The organism is Pseudomonas sp. GW821-FHT09H03 (assembly GCF_059415945.1).
Genome location: NZ_JBWKOF010000002.1, coordinates 378,425 through 395,061 on the forward strand (window position 1 = coordinate 378,425; position 16,637 = coordinate 395,061).

Genomic DNA, 16,637 nt, shown 5'->3' on the forward strand with positions numbered 1-16,637 from the left:
GTTAGTCAACATCTCTATCGACTGACACGGCCTCTTCGCGAGCAAGCCCGCTCCCACATTGGTTCAATGGCAGGCCTTTAGACCGCCATCGGCGCGGTCATTGGCGCGTGGTGCTGGTAACCCTCGAGCGAGAAGTCACCCGGTTCGATCAGTTCCAACCACTCCGGCTGGTACACCCCAGTCTTGGCAAACTCCGGCACACGCTCGGAAATCACCAGCTTCGGCATCGGGAACGGCTCGCGCTTGAGCTGTTCGTTAAGCATGTCCAGGTGATTCTCATAAACGTGGGCATCACCGATGAAGTAGGTGAACCAGCGCGGTGTATAGCCGGTCAGGCGGCCGATCAGGCTCAGCAGCGCGGCGCCTTCCGTCAGGTTGAACGGCGTGCCCAGGCCCAGGTCATTGGAGCGAATGTAGAGGGTCAGGGAAATTTCCTTCGTTTCTACGTTCGGGTGGAACTGGTACAGCAGGTGGCACGGCGGCAGGGCCATTTCATCGAGTTGGGCGCAGTTCCAGCCGTGGAACAGAATACGCCGGCTGCCCGGGTCCTTGATGATGGTGTCGACGCACTGGCGCACCTGGTCGATGGCTTTATACAACACCACGTAGGCCTGACCATCTTCCTCGCCTTCGGCAATCTGACGGTAGCCTTGCTGCAGGGACTGCTCGATTGCCGCCTGGTTGCTGAGCGGAATCTGCTTGTACGCCGGCCATTTGCGCCATTGCACGCCGTAGATCTCACCGAGGTCGTCGGCGCCCTGACGGAACGGGTTGGCCAGCCACTGCGCGTTTTCGTTGGCGTTCTGGTCCCATACCTTGCAGCCCAGGGCGCGGAATTCGGCAGCGTTGTTCACGCCACGCAGGAATCCGCACATCTCGCCGATGGCGGATTTGAACGCCATTTTGCGCGTGGTGATCGCCGGAAAGCCTTCCTGCAGGTCATAACGCAGCATCGCGCCGGGAAAGCTGATGGTGTTCACACCGGTGCGGTTGGCCTGCTTGGTGCCATTGTTGATGACGTGGGCGACCAGTTCGAGATATTGCTTCATGAGTTACCTGTGTCCTTGAATCCCGGGTGGTGACCCGGGCTTCGAATTTATACGGCTGGCGCTGGAGTTGCCGGAGCGCGGTGGTACGCCAGCCAGATCAGGAACAGACCACCGACGATCATCGGCACGCACAGCACCTGCCCCATGGTCAGCCAGTTCCAGGCCAGATAGCCCAGTTGCGCGTCCGGTACGCGGACAAATTCGACGATGAAACGGAAGATGCCGTAGAACAGCGCGAACATCCCGGATACCGCCATGGTTGGCCGCGGCTTGCGCGAGAACAGCCACAGGATCAGGAACAATGCCACGCCTTCCAGGGCGAACTGATACAACTGCGACGGATGACGCGGCAACTGCGCCGGATCGCTGAACGGCGGGAAGACCATCGCCCAGGGCACGTCGGTCGCCTTGCCCCACAACTCGGCGTTAATGAAGTTACCGATACGTCCTGCACCCAGCCCGATCGGCACCATCGGCGCGACGAAGTCCATCAGCTGGAAAAACGACTTGTTGTTCTTTTTACCGAACCACAATGCTGCGAGCATCACGCCGATGAAACCGCCGTGGAACGACATGCCGCCCTTCCACACTTCGAAAATCAGCATCGGATTGGCCAGGTAGGCGCTCAGATCGTAGAACAGCACGTAACCGAGGCGGCCGCCGACGATGACCCCCATCGACATCCAGAACACCATGTCGGAGAGTTTCTCCTTGGTCCAGGTCGGGTCGAAACGGTTCAAGCGGCGGGACGCCAACAGCCAGGCGCCGCCGATGCCGATCAGGTACATCAGACCGTACCAGTGGATTTTCAGCGGACCGATGGCCAAGGCCACCGGGTCGATCTGCGGGTAAGGCAGCATTGCGACTCCTCGTTAGAGTTCAAATCTAAAAATTCCCGGGCGACGCTGCCACCTCAGGATTAAGCCAGGATTGCGCTTTCGTCAGAGCAAGAAGTTCAGGCCGACGCAGAACAGCAAAGCGGCAAACAGTCTTTTCAGCAACTTCGGTGACAGCCTGTGGGCCAATCGTGCACCGAACCGGGCGAAAACCATGCTGGTCAGGGCGATGCCCAGCAGCGCCGGCAAATAGATGAAACCGAGACTATGGGCCGGCAGCAACGGATCGTGCCAGCCAAGAATCATGAAACTTAATGCACTGGCCAAAGCGATCGGCAGCCCGCAGGCGGATGAAGTGGCCACCGCCTGCTGCATCGGCACACTGCGCCAGGTCAGGAATGGCACGGTCAGCGAACCGCCGCCGATCCCGAAAATTGCCGAAGCCCAGCCAATCACACTGCCGGCCAGGGTCAGGCCAAGTTTGCCCGGTACGGTTCGACTGGCCTTGGGTTTGACGTCCAGCGCCAGCTGCGCGGCGATAACAAGGGCAAACACTCCAATGATTTTTTGCAGGTTCGGTCCTGAGATCGCCTCGGCGGTCAACGCACCAAAACCGGCGCCTATCAGAATGCCAACGGTCATCCACACGAAGATCGGCCAACGCACGGCGCCACGTCGATGATGCTCACGCACCGCGTTGATCGAGGTAAAGATAATGGTTGCCAGGGATGTACCGACCGCCAGGTGAGTCAGGATCGACTGATCGAAACCCTGCAAGGTAAAACTGAACACCAGCACCGGGACGATGATGATCCCGCCACCCACGCCAAACAGCCCCGCCAGCACGCCTGCACAGGCGCCGAGCGCCAGATAGAGCAGAAATTCCATGGCCGCCTCCCCGAATAAGAGCGGCATGGTAACGGATGCATAGCCTCAAGCTCCACTGGAGGCGATGGAAGAGCGGACGATGTCTGCGTAGAGTGGGCAAAAAACACCCAAGGACTGCCTTATGTGCCTGATTGTTTTTGCCTGGCGACCGGGTCATGCCCAGCCGCTGGTCGTTGCCGCCAATCGCGATGAATTCTACGCCCGCCCCAGCCTGCCTCTGGCGTCATGGGCCGATGCGCCCCATGTCCATGCAGGGCGCGACCTTGAGGCCGGTGGCACCTGGCTTGGCATCGGCGCCAACGGGCGCTTCGCCGCGCTGACCAACATCCGCGATCCTCACCAACCACCCGCGCGCAAGTCGCGGGGTGAACTGGTGGCAGGTTTTCTCAGCGGCAGCAGCTCGATTGATGACTATTTGGGCGATGTTGTCCGGCGTTCGCTGGAATATGCCGGGTTCAATCTGCTGATTGGCAATCGCAATGAGCTTTGGCACTTCAATGCCCGGGATTCTGAGGCGGTGATGCTGCAGCCTGGGATTTATGGGGTGTCGAATGCCGGGCTGGATACTCCATGGCCAAAACTGCTCAAGACCAAGGCTGCGCTGAGGGAGGTGCTGGATGCTCCGCACCCCCAGGCGTTGCTGGCGTTACTGGGCGATCCACAGACGGCGCCGTTCGCCGACCTGCCGGATACCGGCGTGGGATTGGCTACCGAGACGCTGCTGTCGAGTGTATTCATTGCCAGCCAGAGTTATGGGACGCGGGCGAGTACTGCACTGATTGTGCAGGCGGACGGGTCGCGGCATCTGGTCGAAAGGAGTTTCGGGCCGTATGGCGGGCATTTGGGGGAGGTGGAAATAAGGATTTAGTTTTGCGCTGTCCTTCCGGCCCTTTTCGCGAGCAAGCCCGCTCCCACAGGGGATTTGCGGCGGTCACAAATCCTAAGTGGGAGCGGGCTTGCTCGCGAAGGGGCCAGTGCAGGCTTAGAGGGGCTTGATTGCCGCCGGATTGATCATCCGCGCCAGCCCGAGGTTCTTCAGCGCCAGTTGCAGCGAGCTGTGGATAACTTGCGGGTTGTCGATGGTCATCAGCTCGGCCAGCAACTCCTTGGCCTTGCTCAGGTTGATCTGACGCAGCATCCACTTCACTTTCGGCAAGTTGGTGGCGTTCATCGACAGGCTGTCGAAGCCCATCGCCATCAACAACACCGCCGCCGCCGGATCACCGGCCATCTCACCGCAAATACTCACCGGCTTGCCTTCGGCATGGGCATCGCGAACCACGTTCTGCAACGCCTGCAGCACCGCCGGGTGCAGGTAATCGTAGAGGTCGGCGACCCGCGGGTTGTTACGGTCCACAGCCAGCAGGTACTGGGTCAGGTCGTTGGAGCCCACCGAGAGGAAGTCCACCTGCCGCGCCAGTTCCTTGGTCTGATAAACCGCCGCCGGGATCTCGATCATCACGCCAATCGGCGGCATCGGCACGTCGCAGCCTTCGTCACGCACTTCACCCCAAGCGCGGTGGATCAAGTGCAGGGCTTCTTCCAGTTCATGGGTGCCGGAGATCATCGGCAGCAGGATGCGCAGGTTGTTCAAGCCTTCGCTGGCCTTGAGCATGGCACGGGTCTGCACCAGGAAGATTTCCGGGTGGTCGAGGGTGACACGAATGCCGCGCCAGCCGAGGAACGGGTTGTCTTCCTTGATCGGGAAGTACGACAGTGATTTGTCGCCGCCGATGTCCAGGGTGCGCATGGTGACGGGTTGCGGGTGGAAAGCGGCGAGCTGCTCGCGGTAGATCGCCAGCTGTTCCTTTTCGCTCGGGAAGCGCTGGTTGATCATGAAAGGCACTTCGGTGCGGTACAGCCCGACGCCTTCGGCACCGCGCTTCTGCGCCCGCGCCACATCTGCCAGCAGGCCCGTGTTGACCCACAGCGGCATGCGGTGGCCGTCGACGGTGATACACGGCAGATCGCGCAGCGCATCGAGCCCGAGGGCCAGTTGTTTCTCTTCCTCGACCACTTCGGCGAACTGCTTGCGCAGCACGTCACTGGGGTTGGTGTAGACCTCGCCGTGGTAGCCATCGACGATCATCTGGATGCCGTCGACCTTGGAATACGGAAGGTCGACCAGACCCATCACCGTCGGGATGCCCATGGCTCGCGCCAGGATCGCCACGTGGGAGTTGCCGGAGCCGAGTACCGAAACCAGACCCGCCAGCTTGCCTTCCGGCACCTCGCCGAGCATTGCCGGCGTCAGTTCTTCACTGATCAGGATGGTGTTGTCGGGGTAGACCAGGGTTTGCTGGCGCTCTTCCTGCAAATAAGCCAGCAAGCGCCGGCCGAGGTCTTTGACGTCCGAGGCACGCTCACGCAGGTAGGCGTCGTCCATCAATTCGAAACGGTTGACGTGATCGGTGACCACCTGGCGCAGCGCACCCTGGGCCCACTGACCGGTCTTGATCACGGTGGTTACTTCGCTGCCCAGCGCGGCGTCGTCGAGCATCATCAGGTAGACATCGAACAACGCTCGCTCTTCCGGACGCAATTGCGTGGCGAGCTTGGCGGACAAGGTGCGCATGTCGGCGCGCACACCTTCGATGGCGGTTTTGAACAGCCCGAGTTCGGCGTCAATGTCGGTGATGGTCTTGTCCGGCACCACGTCCAGGTCAGCCGGTGGCAGCATGACCACCGCGGTACCGACCGCCGCACCCGGCGACCCCGGAACGCCGACAAACTTGGCTTCCTGGATGCCCTTGCCCTGGCGACCCAGGCCACGGATCGAACCGGTGGCCTCGGCATGGGCGATTACCCCGGCGAGCTGCGCGCTCATGGTCACGAGGAAGGCTTCTTCACCCTCATCGAACTGGCGGCGCTCCTTTTGCTGGATGACCAACACGCCGACGACGCGGCGGTGATGGATGATCGGCGCGCCGAGGAACGAAGCGTAACGCTCTTCACCGGTTTCGGCGAAGTAGCGATAGCGCGGGTGATCCGCGGCGTTTTCGAGGTTCAGGGGCTCTTCACGCGTGCCGACCAGGCCGACCAGACCTTCATTGGGCGCCATGCTGACCTTGCCGATCGAGCGCTTGTTCAAGCCCTCGGTGGCCATCAGCACGAAACGGTTGGTCTCCGGGTCAAGCAGATAGACCGAGCAGACCTGGCTGCCCATGGCCTCTTTGACGCGTAACACAATAATCCCCAACGCCGCCTTGAGATCCTTGGCGGAGTTAACTTCCTGGACGATCTTGCGCAGCGTATTGAGCATGGCTCGGGGTCGAACTCCGTCGTCAGTCGCGCGTTAAAAGGCGCGGGGCAAGCTCTTTGAGAGCGCGTCGATACACCTCGCGCTTGAATGTCACCACCTGGCCCAACGGATACCAATAGCTGACCCAGCGCCAGCCATCGAATTCCGGTTTACCGGTCAAATCCATCCGCACCCGCTGCTCGTTGGAGATCAGGCGCAGGAGAAACCATTTCTGTTTCTGGCCGATGCACAGCGGTTGGCTGTGCGTGCGTACCAGACGTTGCGGCAAACGATAGCGCAACCAGCCCCGGGTGCAGGCGAGAATTTCAACATCTTCGCGCTCCAGGCCCACTTCTTCGTTCAACTCGCGGTACAAGGCGTCTTCCGGCGTCTCTTCGGGGTTGATTCCTCCCTGTGGAAACTGCCAGGCATCTTGATTGATACGGCGAGCCCATAGCACCTGGCCGGCGTCATTCGTCAGAATGATCCCGACATTAGGGCGAAAACCATCGGGGTCGATCACGGCAACAACCTCGCAAACGCATGTCGCCGCATTGTTCCACAAAGGTTGTGAAGGCGGCAACGAAGGTTCCTGTGTTATGTGCACTCTTGTCAAAAGACCGTATTCTTGTGGCCTTTTTACTGACTTTTCAGCGGGTAACTGCAATGCGCCTGGCTTTATTCGATTTGGACAACACCCTTCTGGGCGGTGACAGCGATCACGCCTGGGGCGATTACCTTTGCGAGCGCGGCTTTCTCGACCCTGTCGCGTACAAGACGCGCAACGATGAGTTCTACCAGGATTACCTGGCCGGCAAACTGGATAACGCCGCGTACCTGAACTTCTGCCTGGAAGTTCTGGGCCGCACCGAGATGGCTACCCTGGATTTGTGGCACAGCGATTACATGCGCGACTGCATCGAGCCGATCATGCTGCCCAAGGCCCTCGAACTGCTGGCCAGGCACCGCGACGCCGGCGACAAGCTGGTGATCATCACGGCGACCAACCGCTTCGTTACCGGACCGATTGCCGAGCGCCTGGGTGTCGAAACCCTGATCGCCACAGAATGCGAAATGGTCGACGGCCGCTACACCGGGCGCAGCACCGACGTGCCGTGCTTCCGTGAAGGCAAGGTGACAAGGCTGAATCGCTGGCTGGAAGAGACCGGGTATTCGCTGCAAGACAGCTATTTCTACAGCGACTCGATGAATGACTTGCCGTTGCTGGAGCAGGTGGCGAATCCGGTGGCGGTCGATCCTGATCCGAATCTGCGGGCCGAGGCCCAGCAGCGTGGCTGGCCGGTGATCAGTCTGCGCGACTGATACCGCCATACCGTAGGAGCGAGCCTGCTCGCGATGGTCGTAAACGATAACGCGGGGCTACCTGATGCCCCGCAGCGATCTTGAGTTTTTCGCGAGCAGGCTCGCTCCTACACTGGCTTTGCTCCCATCAACCCGGCAATCGCCACAAAGCAGACAAAACTGAACAACGCCAAGGCAAAGGTAAACCTGCCCACCGCACCCGGCGCCTTGCGCAACCTGTTCAACCGCACCAGCAGCCAGAACCACGCCAACGCCGCTACGCTGTACAAAACGCTGGAGGCCAGCAACCAGGTCTGTCCCAGCGACCAGCCCACGAGATGCACCATCCACCAGCCGGTGAACGGCATGCTCAGCAGCGCCAGGCCCATCAGCAGCCAGATGAACACCTTTGGCCGCTGCAAGGTGCGACTACCCGCCGTCGCGTCACCCTTGCGCCGCGCCAGCAATACCCAGACTCCCAGCCCCAGCGCACAAGCCAGCAATACAACAGTTGCCACCATGTGCGCCGCTTTCAGGGCAGTTAACGTTTCCATTGTCAGATTTCCTTATTGCCTGGCCTGTCAGCGTAGCCCTTCAGCCAAGAAACAACTGATAGGCCGGGTTGTCGCTTTCATCCCAGTATGGGTAACCGATTTCTTCCAGCGCCGCCGGTACCAGATGACGCTCTTCGTGAGGCACCTGCAGGCCCGCAACGACCCGGCCATCCGCCGCACCATGGTTGCGATAGTGGAACATCGAGATGTTCCAGCGCCCGCCCAATTTGTTGAGAAAGTTGAACAGTGCTCCCGGCCGCTCCGGGAATTCGAAGCGCAGAATCACTTCATCAACCACGTGCGCCGCACGACCACCAACCATGTGGCGGATGTGCAATTTGGCCAGTTCGTTGTCGGTCAGGTCCAGCACCGGGAACCCCTGCTCGCTCAGGCTGGCGATCAGGGCGCTGCGCGGGTCGTTTTCCGGGTGCGTCTGCACGCCGACGAAAATGTGCGCTTCGCTGCCTGTGTTGTAGCGGTAATTGAATTCGGTGATCTGGCGCTTGCCGATAGCCTCACAGAACGCCTTGAAGCTGCCCGGTTTTTCCGGAATGGTCACGGCGATGATGGCTTCGCGGCCTTCGCCCAGTTCCGCGCGTTCGGCAACATGGCGCAGGCGATCGAAGTTGACGTTGGCACCGGAGTCGATGGCAACGAAGGTCTGGCCGCTGACGCCGCGCTGCTCGACGTACTTCTTGATCCCGGCCACACCCAAGGCGCCGGCAGGTTCGGTGATCGAGCGGGTATCGTCGTAGATATCCTTGATTGCCGCGCAGATCTCGTCGGTACTGACGGTGATAACCTCATCGACATAATCTTTGCAGATGTCGAAGGTATGCTGGCCGATCTGGGCCACCGCCACGCCGTCGGCGAAAATGCCTACGGTCGGCAGCACGACGCGCTCGCCGGCAGCCATGGCCGCTTGCAAGCAGTTGGAGTCGTCCGGTTCGACACCAATGATCTTGATGTCCGGGCGCAGGTATTTCACGTATGCCGCGATCCCCGCGATCAGGCCGCCGCCGCCCACTGGAACGAAAATCGCATCCAATGGCTGCGGGTGCTGGCGCAGAATCTCCATCGCCACGGTGCCCTGCCCGGCAATGGTGTGGGGATCGTCGTAGGGGTGAATGTAGACGTAGCCTTTTTCGTCGACCAGTTTCAGCGAGTACGCCAGGGCTTCGGGAAACGAATCGCCGTGCAGTACCACTTTGCCACCACGGGAACGCACGCCTTCAACCTTGATTTCCGGGGTGGTCTTTGGCATCACGATGGTCGCTTTCACGCCCAATACCTTGGCCGCCAGGGCCAGGCCTTGTGCATGGTTGCCCGCCGATGCGGTGACCACACCGCGCGCGCGCTCTTCATCACTCAGCTGAGTAAGCTTGTTGTAGGCGCCGCGAATCTTGAACGAGAACACCGGCTGCAAGTCTTCGCGCTTGAGCCAAATGCTGTTGCCCAGCCGCTCGGAGAGCTGGCGGGCAGGCTGCAATGGGGTTTCTACGGCAACGTCATAAACGCGCGAGGTGAGGATCTTTTTGACGTACTGTTCAAGCATCGGAAAGCATCACTGAGCGGGTTGGGCGGGACCACGGAGTCTAACCCGGCTTTCAGGCGTGCGACCACAGTAAACAGGTGGTTTTAAGAACGGACACTAACCTGTGGGGTGGGGACTTGCCTGTGGTGTGGGGCATTTCTGTGGTGAGGGGCTTGCCTGTGGAGTGGGACTTGCCTGTGGAGTGGTGCTTGCCTGTGGAGTGGTGCTTGCCTGTGGAGTGGTGCTTGCCTGTGGAGTGGTGCTTGCCTGTGGAGTGGGGCTTGCCTGTGGAGTGGGGCTTGCCTGTGGAGTGGGGCTTGCCTGTGGAGTGGGGCTTGCCTGTGGCGAGGGGGCTTGCCCCCGTTCGGCTGCGAAGCAGTCGTAAAACCTGCCTGTGCGGTTTGTCGGGAAGAATGCAGGGGAGTGCTTCGCACTCCAACGGGGGCAAGCCCCCTCGCCACAGGCAAGCCACCTCACTACAGGCAAGCCCCTCGCCACAGGCAGCCACCTCACTACAGGCAAGTCCCCTCCCCACAGGCAAGCCCCCTCACTACAGGCAAGCCTCCTCTGCGCTAAGGTCTGCGTATTCCAGCAAACGGGTAATCGGGCAATGACCTTACTCGCCCCGGGGCCTATAATGCCGGCTTTTCTTCACCCTCTTCGGCACCTCGGAGCCCGCATGACCCAGGATCAACTCAAACAGGCAGTGGCTCAGGCCGCCGTCGACTTCATCCTCCCGAAACTCGACGACAAGAGCATCGTCGGGGTCGGCACCGGCTCCACCGCCAACTGCTTCATCGATGCCCTGGCCCAACACAAAGGCGCGTTCGACGGCGCCGTCGCCAGCTCCGAAGCCACCGCTGCACGCCTCAAGGGCCACGGCATTCCGGTTTATGAGCTGAACACCGTCAGCGACCTGGAGTTCTACGTCGACGGTGCCGATGAAAGCGACGAGCACTTGAACCTGATCAAGGGCGGTGGCGCCGCCCTGACCCGCGAAAAGATTGTCGCGGCCGTGGCCAAGACCTTCATCTGCATCGCCGATGCCAGCAAACTGGTGCCAGTACTGGGCACCTTCCCGCTGCCGGTCGAAGTGATCCCGATGGCCCGCAGCCACGTGGCCCGCGAACTGGTGAAGCTCGGTGGCGACCCGGTTTACCGCGAAGGCGTGCTGACCGACAACGGCAACATCATCCTCGACGTGTTCAACATGCAGATCACCAATCCGGTGGAGCTGGAGACCCAGATCAACGCGATCGTCGGTGTGGTCACCAATGGCTTGTTCGCGGCACGCCCGGCGGATCTGTTGCTGTTGGGTACCAGCGAAGGCGTGAAAACCCTGCGCGCCGAGTAATCAAACGCGAAACAAAACCTGTGGGAGCGGGCTTGCTCGTGAAAGCGGACTATCAGTCAAAAGAGATGTCGACTGATAGTCCGCTTTCACGAGCAAGCCCGCTCCCACAGTTGTTTTTGGTGTGTATCAGGGTTGTGCAGGTTTCTTGAAGACGTAAAACAGGTTCGGCTCGCTGACCAGGTAAATAGTACCGTCGTCATCCATGGCAATCCCTTCTGCCTGGGGCACGTTCTTTTTCAGGCCCTGCCGGCCCATGCCCAGTGACAGGGTGCTCAGCGGTCGTCCGTTCACATCCAGCTCCATAATCAGCCGCGACTCATCAGACAGCGCCAGCAAGTGGCCGCTGCGCTCGTCGTATTGCAGGCTTGAAAGATCCGTTACGAACATTCCGGCATCGCGCTTGGGATTGTTGATCACGTGTACGGAGTAGGACTTTTCCGGATTGAAATGCGGGAAGCCGCGCACCTCGTAGATCAGCATCGGGTCACGCTCCTTGGCGACAAACAGGCGCTTGCCTTCAGAGTCATACGCCAGCCCTTCGAACCCCTTGTTGCCGCCCAGGTGTACGCCAATGGTCATTTGCTCGGCATCTGCGGCATCGACGAAAGTGGTGCCCTGTTCAAGATGAATCTTGATCAAGCGCTGCTGACTTTCATCAGTGACTACATAGGTATCGGCACTGATGAACTCAATCGCTTCCGGATCGCCGAAACCGACCAGCGCCACCCGCCGCAGGATTCTGCCATCGAGGGAGAGCTCGATCAGCTCGGAGTTCTTGTTGGTGACGGTAAACAGGCTGCGGCGCACCGGATCGTAGGTCAGGGCAGAAATATCATCGTCCAGACCTGCTATCTCCTGCGCTTCCAGCACTACCTGATACTTATCCAGCCCCATGGACTGGCTGCTCACCGGCTGCCACAGCGCATGCAGATTGAACCAGGCACGCTCGAACAGACGCAGATATTGGCCGATTGCAATTAAAGCAATCAGCGCGATCACCGACAGGATCTGAATCAGCGGCTTGGGACGGGCAAATCGACGCATTCGGGCGGACTCGGGTTCAAAACAGGCGACTGAAATATCACGACCGTCTGAATTAAAGCTTAAAGCAATTCCCCGCAGGAGCAGCCGCAGGTTCCTGCGGGGTATCGATTACTTTTGCTTTTCGAAGCGATAGAACAGGTTCGGCTCACTCACCATGTATAGCGTGCCCGCCTCATCCATGGTCACGCCTTCGGCTCGGGGAATGGTTTTGCCCAGGCCATTGAAGCCCCTCAGCAGGGTCATGAAACTGACCGGCTTACCCGCCAGATCCAACTCCAGCAACAAGTGCGAATCGGCGGACAGCGCCAGGGTATGACGAGTCCGCGGATCAGTGGCCAAGGCCGACAGATTGCGCATGATCAGGGCATCGCTGGCCAGTTTCTGCTTGTCGCCACTGAGCGTCTTGCCGTCGCCTTTCCAGGTAAACAGCGCCGGTGGGCGCTCTTCACCCAGCAGCAGTTGCTGGTTTTGCGAATCCCAGGTGATGGCCTCGAAGGCCTTGTTCTGGTCTTTCGAAGGGCCAAGGTCGTACTTCGGGAAGTCGGCAATATTCAGTTCGCGGGTGTCAGCATCGACCTTGACGATGGTGATCTGATGCTCGCGTTCATCGACAATGGCCAACAGACCGTTGCCCAGCACGGCGACGCCTTCTGGATTGCTCCAGCCCACCAGCGGCATTTTGCGCAGCACGTCGCCCTGCAGAGTCAGCTCGACCAGGAACGGGTTCTTGCCCATGACCGAAAACAGGGTCTTGGTCTGGGGGTCGTAGTCAAGATCAGACGCCTCGTCCTTTTCCATGCCCGGTAACGGTTTGGCGTCGATCACGGCTCGGTAATCAGGTAACCAGATGCTCGCCTGACGCTCGGCGGGGCTTTTGAGTTGCTCCTTTACCCAGAGTACGCCGCGCGAATCCCAGTGCAGGGCAAATGCAACGCCATAGGCGACGGCGACCAGCAGAAAAAGCCAGGCATACCAACGCAGGGCGAAGCGCGAACGACGGGCAGGTTTGAGCGTGGACAGAGGTTGGGTGGCCATCGGGCAATGCATCCAGGAATTCAGGCTAGGGGTAATAACATAATCGCGCTCGGCGCAGACGCCGAAAGCCGTGGAATTATCCAGACCAAATGTGAAAAAAACGGTAAATGGCGGGAAAGCCCTGTAAGGCGACAAAGATCAAAAGATCGCAGCCTTCGACAGCGCCTACACCGATCTCTGTAGGCGCTGCCGCAGGCTGCGATCTTTTGCTTTTTTAGCGGACGCTGCTGGTGAAAGAGCTGGCGCCCGGCAATTCCAGAACGATTTCATCGCCAACATTCAGCGGACCAACGCCCACTGGCGTGCCGGTGAGGATCACGTCACCGGCCTGCAGCGAGAAGCAGCCGGCCATGTGCTGAATCATCGGCACGATCGGGTTGAGCATCGCGCTGCTGTTACCATCCTGGCGCACTTCGCCATTGATGGTCAGGCGGATGCCGATATCGGTCAGATCAGCAAAGGTACTGCCGGACACAAACGGCGCAATCACCGCTGCACCATCGAAGCTCTTGGCGATTTCCCACGGCAAGCCTTTGGATTTCAGCTCTGCCTGCTTGTCGCGCAAGGTCAGGTCCAGCGCTGGAGCGAAGCCGGAAATGGCATCCAGCACTTCTTCACGGCTTGGCTTGGTCGACAATGGCTTACCTATCAACACGGCGATTTCGGCTTCGTAGTGAACAGAACCGCGCTCGGTCGGAATGCTGAAACCACCTTCCAGCGGCACCACGCAACTGCCGGGCTTGATAAACAGCAGCGGCTCGGTTGGAACCGGATTGTCCAGTTCCTTGGCGTGTTCGGCGTAGTTACGCCCGATGCACACCACTTTCCCCAGCGGAAAATGAATACGCGTACCGTCGACATACTGGTGCTGATAGCTCATTTACCGACTCCTGATTCGTGCACTTAACATTCGAAAATCAAACAGCAAAGATCTTGCCCGGGTTCATGATGCCGTTAGGGTCGAACACCGCTTTGACCGCCTTCATGTACTCGATCTCAACCGGCGAGCGGCTGTAGGTCAGGTAATCGCGTTTGGTCATGCCAACGCCGTGCTCGGCGGAAATCGAACCGTTGTACTTCTCCACGGTTTCGAACACCCACTTGTTGACGGTCGCGCACTTGGCAAAAAACTCGTCCTTGCTCAGGTTATCCGGCTTGAGGATATTGAGGTGCAGGTTGCCGTCACCAATGTGGCCGAACCAGACGATTTCGAAGTCCGGGTAATGTTCGCCGACGATCGCGTCGATTTCCTTCAGGAAAGCCGGGACTTTCGATACGGTGACCGAAATGTCGTTCTTGTACGGCGTCCAGTGGGAAATGGTTTCGGAGATGTATTCGCGCAGCTTCCACAGGTTCTGCAACTGGGTTTCGCTCTGGCTCATCACACCGTCCAGCACCCAGCCCTGCTCGACGCAGTGCTCGAAGGTTTCCAGGGCGTGGTTGGCCACTTCTTCGGTGGTCGCCTCGAATTCCAACAGGGCATAGAACGGGCAATCGGTTTCGAATGGAGCCGGCACATCACCACGTCCCATGACCTTGGCCAGGGCTTTGTCGGAGAAGAACTCGAAAGCGGTCAGGTCCAGCTTGCTCTGGAAGGCGTGCAGCACCGGCATGATCGAGTCGAAATCGGCAGTGCCGAGGACCATGGCGGTCAGGTTTTTCGGTGCGCGGTCGAGGCGCATGGTCGCTTCAACCACAAAGCCCAGGGTGCCCTCGGCGCCGATGAACAGCTGGCGCATGTCATAACCGGTGGCGTTCTTGATCAGGTCGCGGTTCAGTTCCAGCACATCGCCCTTGCCGGTGACCACTTTCATGCCCGCCACCCAGTTACGGGTCATGCCATAGCGAATGACCTTGATCCCGCCGGCATTGGTGCCGATATTGCCGCCAATCTGGCTCGAACCTGCCGAAGCGAAGTCCACCGGGTAGTACAGGCCTTTTTCTTCGGCGACGTTTTGCAGATGCTCAGTGACCACGCCTGGCTGACAAACGGCGGTGCGATCAGTGAGGTTCACGTCGAGGATCTGGTTCATGTAATCAAAAGAGACGACTACTTCGCCATTAGCTGCCACTGCAGCGGCGGAAAGCCCGGTGCGACCACCGGACGGCACCAGCGCCACCTTGTGTTTATTGGCCCACAGGACAATGGCCTGAACCTGCTCGGTGGTCTTGGGGAACACGATGGCCGTCGGGGCCGGGGCGAAATGCTTGGTCCAATCCTTGCCGTAAGCATTCAGGGAGTCGGCGTCGGTCAGCACCTTGCCAGGCTCAACCAGGGTCTTCAGCTCATCAATCAGGGCAGGATTGGTCATCGACAGAACTCTCGAACAATTCATGGTCATCCTGAGAACGCTTCACGTCGCAGGAATGAGTGTTTAGCGGGGCGCCTATGCTAGCATACCGACCCCGCAGGGTAGTGCCCAACGGCTGTTCTGCGGTGACGGCTTTCTTGCCGTCCGGGTCAGCGTCTGCTGGCTACTTCCTGCCATTTTTCTCCGGGATACAGGTTTACGCAGATGAGCAAGACTTCTCTCGATAAGAGCAAGATCAAGTTCCTTCTTCTCGAAGGCGTCCACCAATCGGCTGTCGACGTCCTCAAGGCGGCGGGCTACACCAGCATCGAGTACCTCACAGGTTCTCTGCCGGAAGCCCAGCTCAAGGAAAAGATCGCTGATGCGCACTTCATCGGCATTCGCTCCCGCACTCAACTGACCGAAGAAATCTTCGATCACGCGAAGAAGCTGGTGGCTGTCGGCTGTTTCTGCATCGGCACCAACCAGGTCGACCTGGGCGCGGCGCGCGAACGCGGTATCGCCGTGTTCAACGCCCCGTACTCCAACACCCGTTCCGTTGCCGAACTGGTGCTGGCCGAAGCGATCCTGTTGCTGCGCGGTATCCCTGAGAAGAACGCCTCCTGCCACCGTGGCGGCTGGATCAAGAGCGCGGCCAACTCCTTCGAAATCCGCGGCAAGAAGCTGGGTATCGTCGGCTACGGCTCGATCGGTACTCAACTGTCGGTCCTGGCAGAAGGCCTGGGCATGCAGGTGTACTTCTACGACACCGTGACCAAGCTGCCGCTGGGTAACGCCACCCAGGTCGGCAACCTGCACGAGCTGTTGGGCATGTCCGACATCGTGACCCTGCACGTTCCGGAAACCGCTGCGACCCAGTGGATGATCGGCGAGAAGGAAATCCGCGCCATCAAGAAAGGCGGCATCCTGATCAACGCCGCGCGCGGCACCGTGGTCGAGCTGGACCACCTGGCAGCAGCGATCAAGGACAAACACCTGATCGGCGCCGCCATCGACGTATTCCCGGTGGAGCCACGCTCCAACGACGAAGAGTTCGAAAGCCCGCTGCGTGGCCTGGACAACGTGATCCTGACCCCGCACATCGGCGGCTCCACCGCTGAAGCCCAGGCCAACATCGGTCTGGAAGTGGCGGAAAAACTGGTCAAGTACAGCGACAACGGTACCTCGGTGTCGTCGGTGAACTTCCCGGAAGTGGCCCTGCCGGCTCACCCTGGCAAGCACCGCCTGTTGCACATCCACGAAAACATCCCGGGTGTGATGAGCGAGATCAACAAGGTCTTCGCCGAAAACGGCATCAACATCTCCGGTCAGTTCCTGCAGACCAACGAGAAAGTCGGCTACGTGGTCATCGACGTAGACGCCGAGTATTCGGAGCTGGCGCAAGAGAAGCTGCAACACGTCAACGGTACCATCCGTAGCCGGGTGTTGTTCTGATTGCGATTTGAGCGATAAAAAAGGGAGCCTTCTGGCTCCCTTTTTCATGTGCGC

15 protein-coding genes are annotated in these 16,637 nt (G+C 59.7%); 4 read left to right on the plus strand and 11 right to left on the minus strand.

The window, feature by feature from the left end; translation table 11 throughout:
- Nucleotides 1-77: 77 nt before the first annotated feature.
- From AC07OG_RS04365 to AC07OG_RS04375, 3 genes are all read right to left on the minus strand, one after another.
- Nucleotides 78-1,049: a thymidylate synthase gene (locus AC07OG_RS04365; RefSeq protein WP_495066305.1), complete on the minus strand. Its 972-nt coding sequence runs from the start codon at nucleotides 1,047-1,049 to the stop codon at nucleotides 78-80.
- Nucleotides 1,050-1,096: 47 nt separating this feature from the next.
- Entirely contained in the window at nucleotides 1,097-1,909 is an 813-nt protein-coding gene (gene lgt / locus AC07OG_RS04370) for a prolipoprotein diacylglyceryl transferase (protein WP_060543986.1), read from the minus strand.
- An 81-nt stretch (nucleotides 1,910-1,990) separates the two neighbouring features.
- Entirely contained in the window at nucleotides 1,991-2,773 is a 783-nt protein-coding gene (locus AC07OG_RS04375; protein ID WP_495066306.1) for a sulfite exporter TauE/SafE family protein, read from the minus strand.
- A gap of 121 nt (nucleotides 2,774-2,894) precedes the next feature.
- On the opposite strand from AC07OG_RS04375, the gene AC07OG_RS04380 reads away from it, so the two are divergent.
- Nucleotides 2,895-3,641 (plus strand): NRDE family protein, encoded by a 747-nt coding sequence (locus AC07OG_RS04380; RefSeq protein ID WP_495066307.1) that lies wholly within the window; start codon nucleotides 2,895-2,897, stop codon nucleotides 3,639-3,641.
- 114 nt (nucleotides 3,642-3,755) lie between these two features.
- On the opposite strand, the gene ptsP is transcribed toward AC07OG_RS04380, so the two are convergent.
- Complete coding sequence (ptsP, locus tag AC07OG_RS04385) at nucleotides 3,756-6,035, minus strand: phosphoenolpyruvate--protein phosphotransferase (protein ID WP_060543983.1); 2,280 nt, start codon at nucleotides 6,033-6,035, stop codon at nucleotides 3,756-3,758.
- A 22-nt stretch (nucleotides 6,036-6,057) separates the two neighbouring features.
- Nucleotides 6,058-6,537, minus strand: a complete 480-nt coding sequence (locus AC07OG_RS04390; protein ID WP_060543982.1) for an RNA pyrophosphohydrolase — start codon at nucleotides 6,535-6,537, stop codon at nucleotides 6,058-6,060.
- Nucleotides 6,538-6,680: 143 nt separating this feature from the next.
- Between AC07OG_RS04390 and AC07OG_RS04395 the strand changes: the two genes are divergently transcribed.
- Nucleotides 6,681-7,337 carry a histidinol-phosphatase gene (locus AC07OG_RS04395; RefSeq protein WP_060543981.1) on the plus strand — a complete coding sequence of 219 codons (657 nt, stop codon included), beginning with the start codon at nucleotides 6,681-6,683 and terminating at the stop codon, nucleotides 7,335-7,337.
- A 107-nt stretch (nucleotides 7,338-7,444) separates the two neighbouring features.
- Here the strand turns inward: AC07OG_RS04395 and AC07OG_RS04400 are convergent, their stop codons facing one another.
- Nucleotides 7,445-7,870, minus strand: a complete 426-nt coding sequence (locus tag AC07OG_RS04400) for a DUF2269 domain-containing protein (protein ID WP_060543980.1) — start codon at nucleotides 7,868-7,870, stop codon at nucleotides 7,445-7,447.
- Between the two features lie 40 nt (nucleotides 7,871-7,910).
- The gene (gene ilvA / locus AC07OG_RS04405; RefSeq protein WP_495066308.1) at nucleotides 7,911-9,425 is read right to left on the minus strand and encodes a threonine ammonia-lyase, biosynthetic; all 1,515 of its coding nucleotides are present in this window, start codon (nucleotides 9,423-9,425) and stop codon (nucleotides 7,911-7,913) included.
- A 658-nt stretch (nucleotides 9,426-10,083) separates the two neighbouring features.
- On the opposite strand from ilvA, the gene rpiA reads away from it, so the two are divergent.
- Nucleotides 10,084-10,758, plus strand: coding sequence for a ribose-5-phosphate isomerase RpiA (gene rpiA, locus AC07OG_RS04410; protein WP_060543978.1), 675 nt, complete (start codon nucleotides 10,084-10,086; stop codon nucleotides 10,756-10,758).
- Nucleotides 10,759-10,884: 126 nt separating this feature from the next.
- Here the strand turns inward: rpiA and AC07OG_RS04415 are convergent, their stop codons facing one another.
- The 4 genes from AC07OG_RS04415 to AC07OG_RS04430 all read right to left on the minus strand — a co-directional run bounded on the left by AC07OG_RS04415 (nucleotide 10,885) and on the right by AC07OG_RS04430 (nucleotide 15,149).
- Nucleotides 10,885-11,802 carry an SdiA-regulated domain-containing protein gene (locus AC07OG_RS04415; protein WP_495066309.1) on the minus strand — a complete coding sequence of 306 codons (918 nt, stop codon included), beginning with the start codon at nucleotides 11,800-11,802 and terminating at the stop codon, nucleotides 10,885-10,887.
- Nucleotides 11,803-11,910: 108 nt separating this feature from the next.
- On the minus strand, nucleotides 11,911-12,837 hold the full coding sequence (locus AC07OG_RS04420; RefSeq protein ID WP_495066310.1) for an SdiA-regulated domain-containing protein: 927 nt from the start codon (nucleotides 12,835-12,837) through the stop codon (nucleotides 11,911-11,913).
- Between the two features lie 214 nt (nucleotides 12,838-13,051).
- Nucleotides 13,052-13,717 carry a fumarylacetoacetate hydrolase family protein gene (locus AC07OG_RS04425; protein ID WP_008026071.1) on the minus strand — a complete coding sequence of 222 codons (666 nt, stop codon included), beginning with the start codon at nucleotides 13,715-13,717 and terminating at the stop codon, nucleotides 13,052-13,054.
- A 37-nt stretch (nucleotides 13,718-13,754) separates the two neighbouring features.
- The gene (locus AC07OG_RS04430) at nucleotides 13,755-15,149 is read right to left on the minus strand and encodes an FAD-binding oxidoreductase (RefSeq protein ID WP_060543975.1); all 1,395 of its coding nucleotides are present in this window, start codon (nucleotides 15,147-15,149) and stop codon (nucleotides 13,755-13,757) included.
- Between the two features lie 204 nt (nucleotides 15,150-15,353).
- On the opposite strand from AC07OG_RS04430, the gene serA reads away from it, so the two are divergent.
- Nucleotides 15,354-16,583 carry a phosphoglycerate dehydrogenase gene (serA, locus tag AC07OG_RS04435; RefSeq protein WP_060543974.1) on the plus strand — a complete coding sequence of 410 codons (1,230 nt, stop codon included), beginning with the start codon at nucleotides 15,354-15,356 and terminating at the stop codon, nucleotides 16,581-16,583.
- Nucleotides 16,584-16,637: the final 54 nt, after the last annotated feature.

Coding starts and splice junctions, on each gene's coding strand:
- AC07OG_RS04365 (WP_495066305.1), bottom strand. CDS start 1,049: ATGAAGCAATATCTCGAACTGGTCGCCCACGTCATCAACAATGGCACC.
- lgt (WP_060543986.1), bottom strand. CDS start 1,909: ATGCTGCCTTACCCGCAGATCGACCCGGTGGCCTTGGCCATCGGTCCG.
- AC07OG_RS04375 (WP_495066306.1), bottom strand. CDS start 2,773: ATGGAATTTCTGCTCTATCTGGCGCTCGGCGCCTGTGCAGGCGTGCTG.
- AC07OG_RS04380 (WP_495066307.1), top strand. CDS start 2,895: ATGTGCCTGATTGTTTTTGCCTGGCGACCGGGTCATGCCCAGCCGCTG.
- ptsP (WP_060543983.1), bottom strand. CDS start 6,035: ATGCTCAATACGCTGCGCAAGATCGTCCAGGAAGTTAACTCCGCCAAG.
- AC07OG_RS04395 (WP_060543981.1), top strand. CDS start 6,681: ATGCGCCTGGCTTTATTCGATTTGGACAACACCCTTCTGGGCGGTGAC.
- AC07OG_RS04400 (WP_060543980.1), bottom strand. CDS start 7,870: ATGGAAACGTTAACTGCCCTGAAAGCGGCGCACATGGTGGCAACTGTT.
- ilvA (WP_495066308.1), bottom strand. CDS start 9,425: ATGCTTGAACAGTACGTCAAAAAGATCCTCACCTCGCGCGTTTATGAC.
- rpiA (WP_060543978.1), top strand. CDS start 10,084: ATGACCCAGGATCAACTCAAACAGGCAGTGGCTCAGGCCGCCGTCGAC.
- AC07OG_RS04415 (WP_495066309.1), bottom strand. CDS start 11,802: ATGCGTCGATTTGCCCGTCCCAAGCCGCTGATTCAGATCCTGTCGGTG.
- AC07OG_RS04420 (WP_495066310.1), bottom strand. CDS start 12,837: ATGGCCACCCAACCTCTGTCCACGCTCAAACCTGCCCGTCGTTCGCGC.
- AC07OG_RS04425 (WP_008026071.1), bottom strand. CDS start 13,717: ATGAGCTATCAGCACCAGTATGTCGACGGTACGCGTATTCATTTTCCG.
- AC07OG_RS04430 (WP_060543975.1), bottom strand. CDS start 15,149: ATGACCAATCCTGCCCTGATTGATGAGCTGAAGACCCTGGTTGAGCCT.
- serA (WP_060543974.1), top strand. CDS start 15,354: ATGAGCAAGACTTCTCTCGATAAGAGCAAGATCAAGTTCCTTCTTCTC.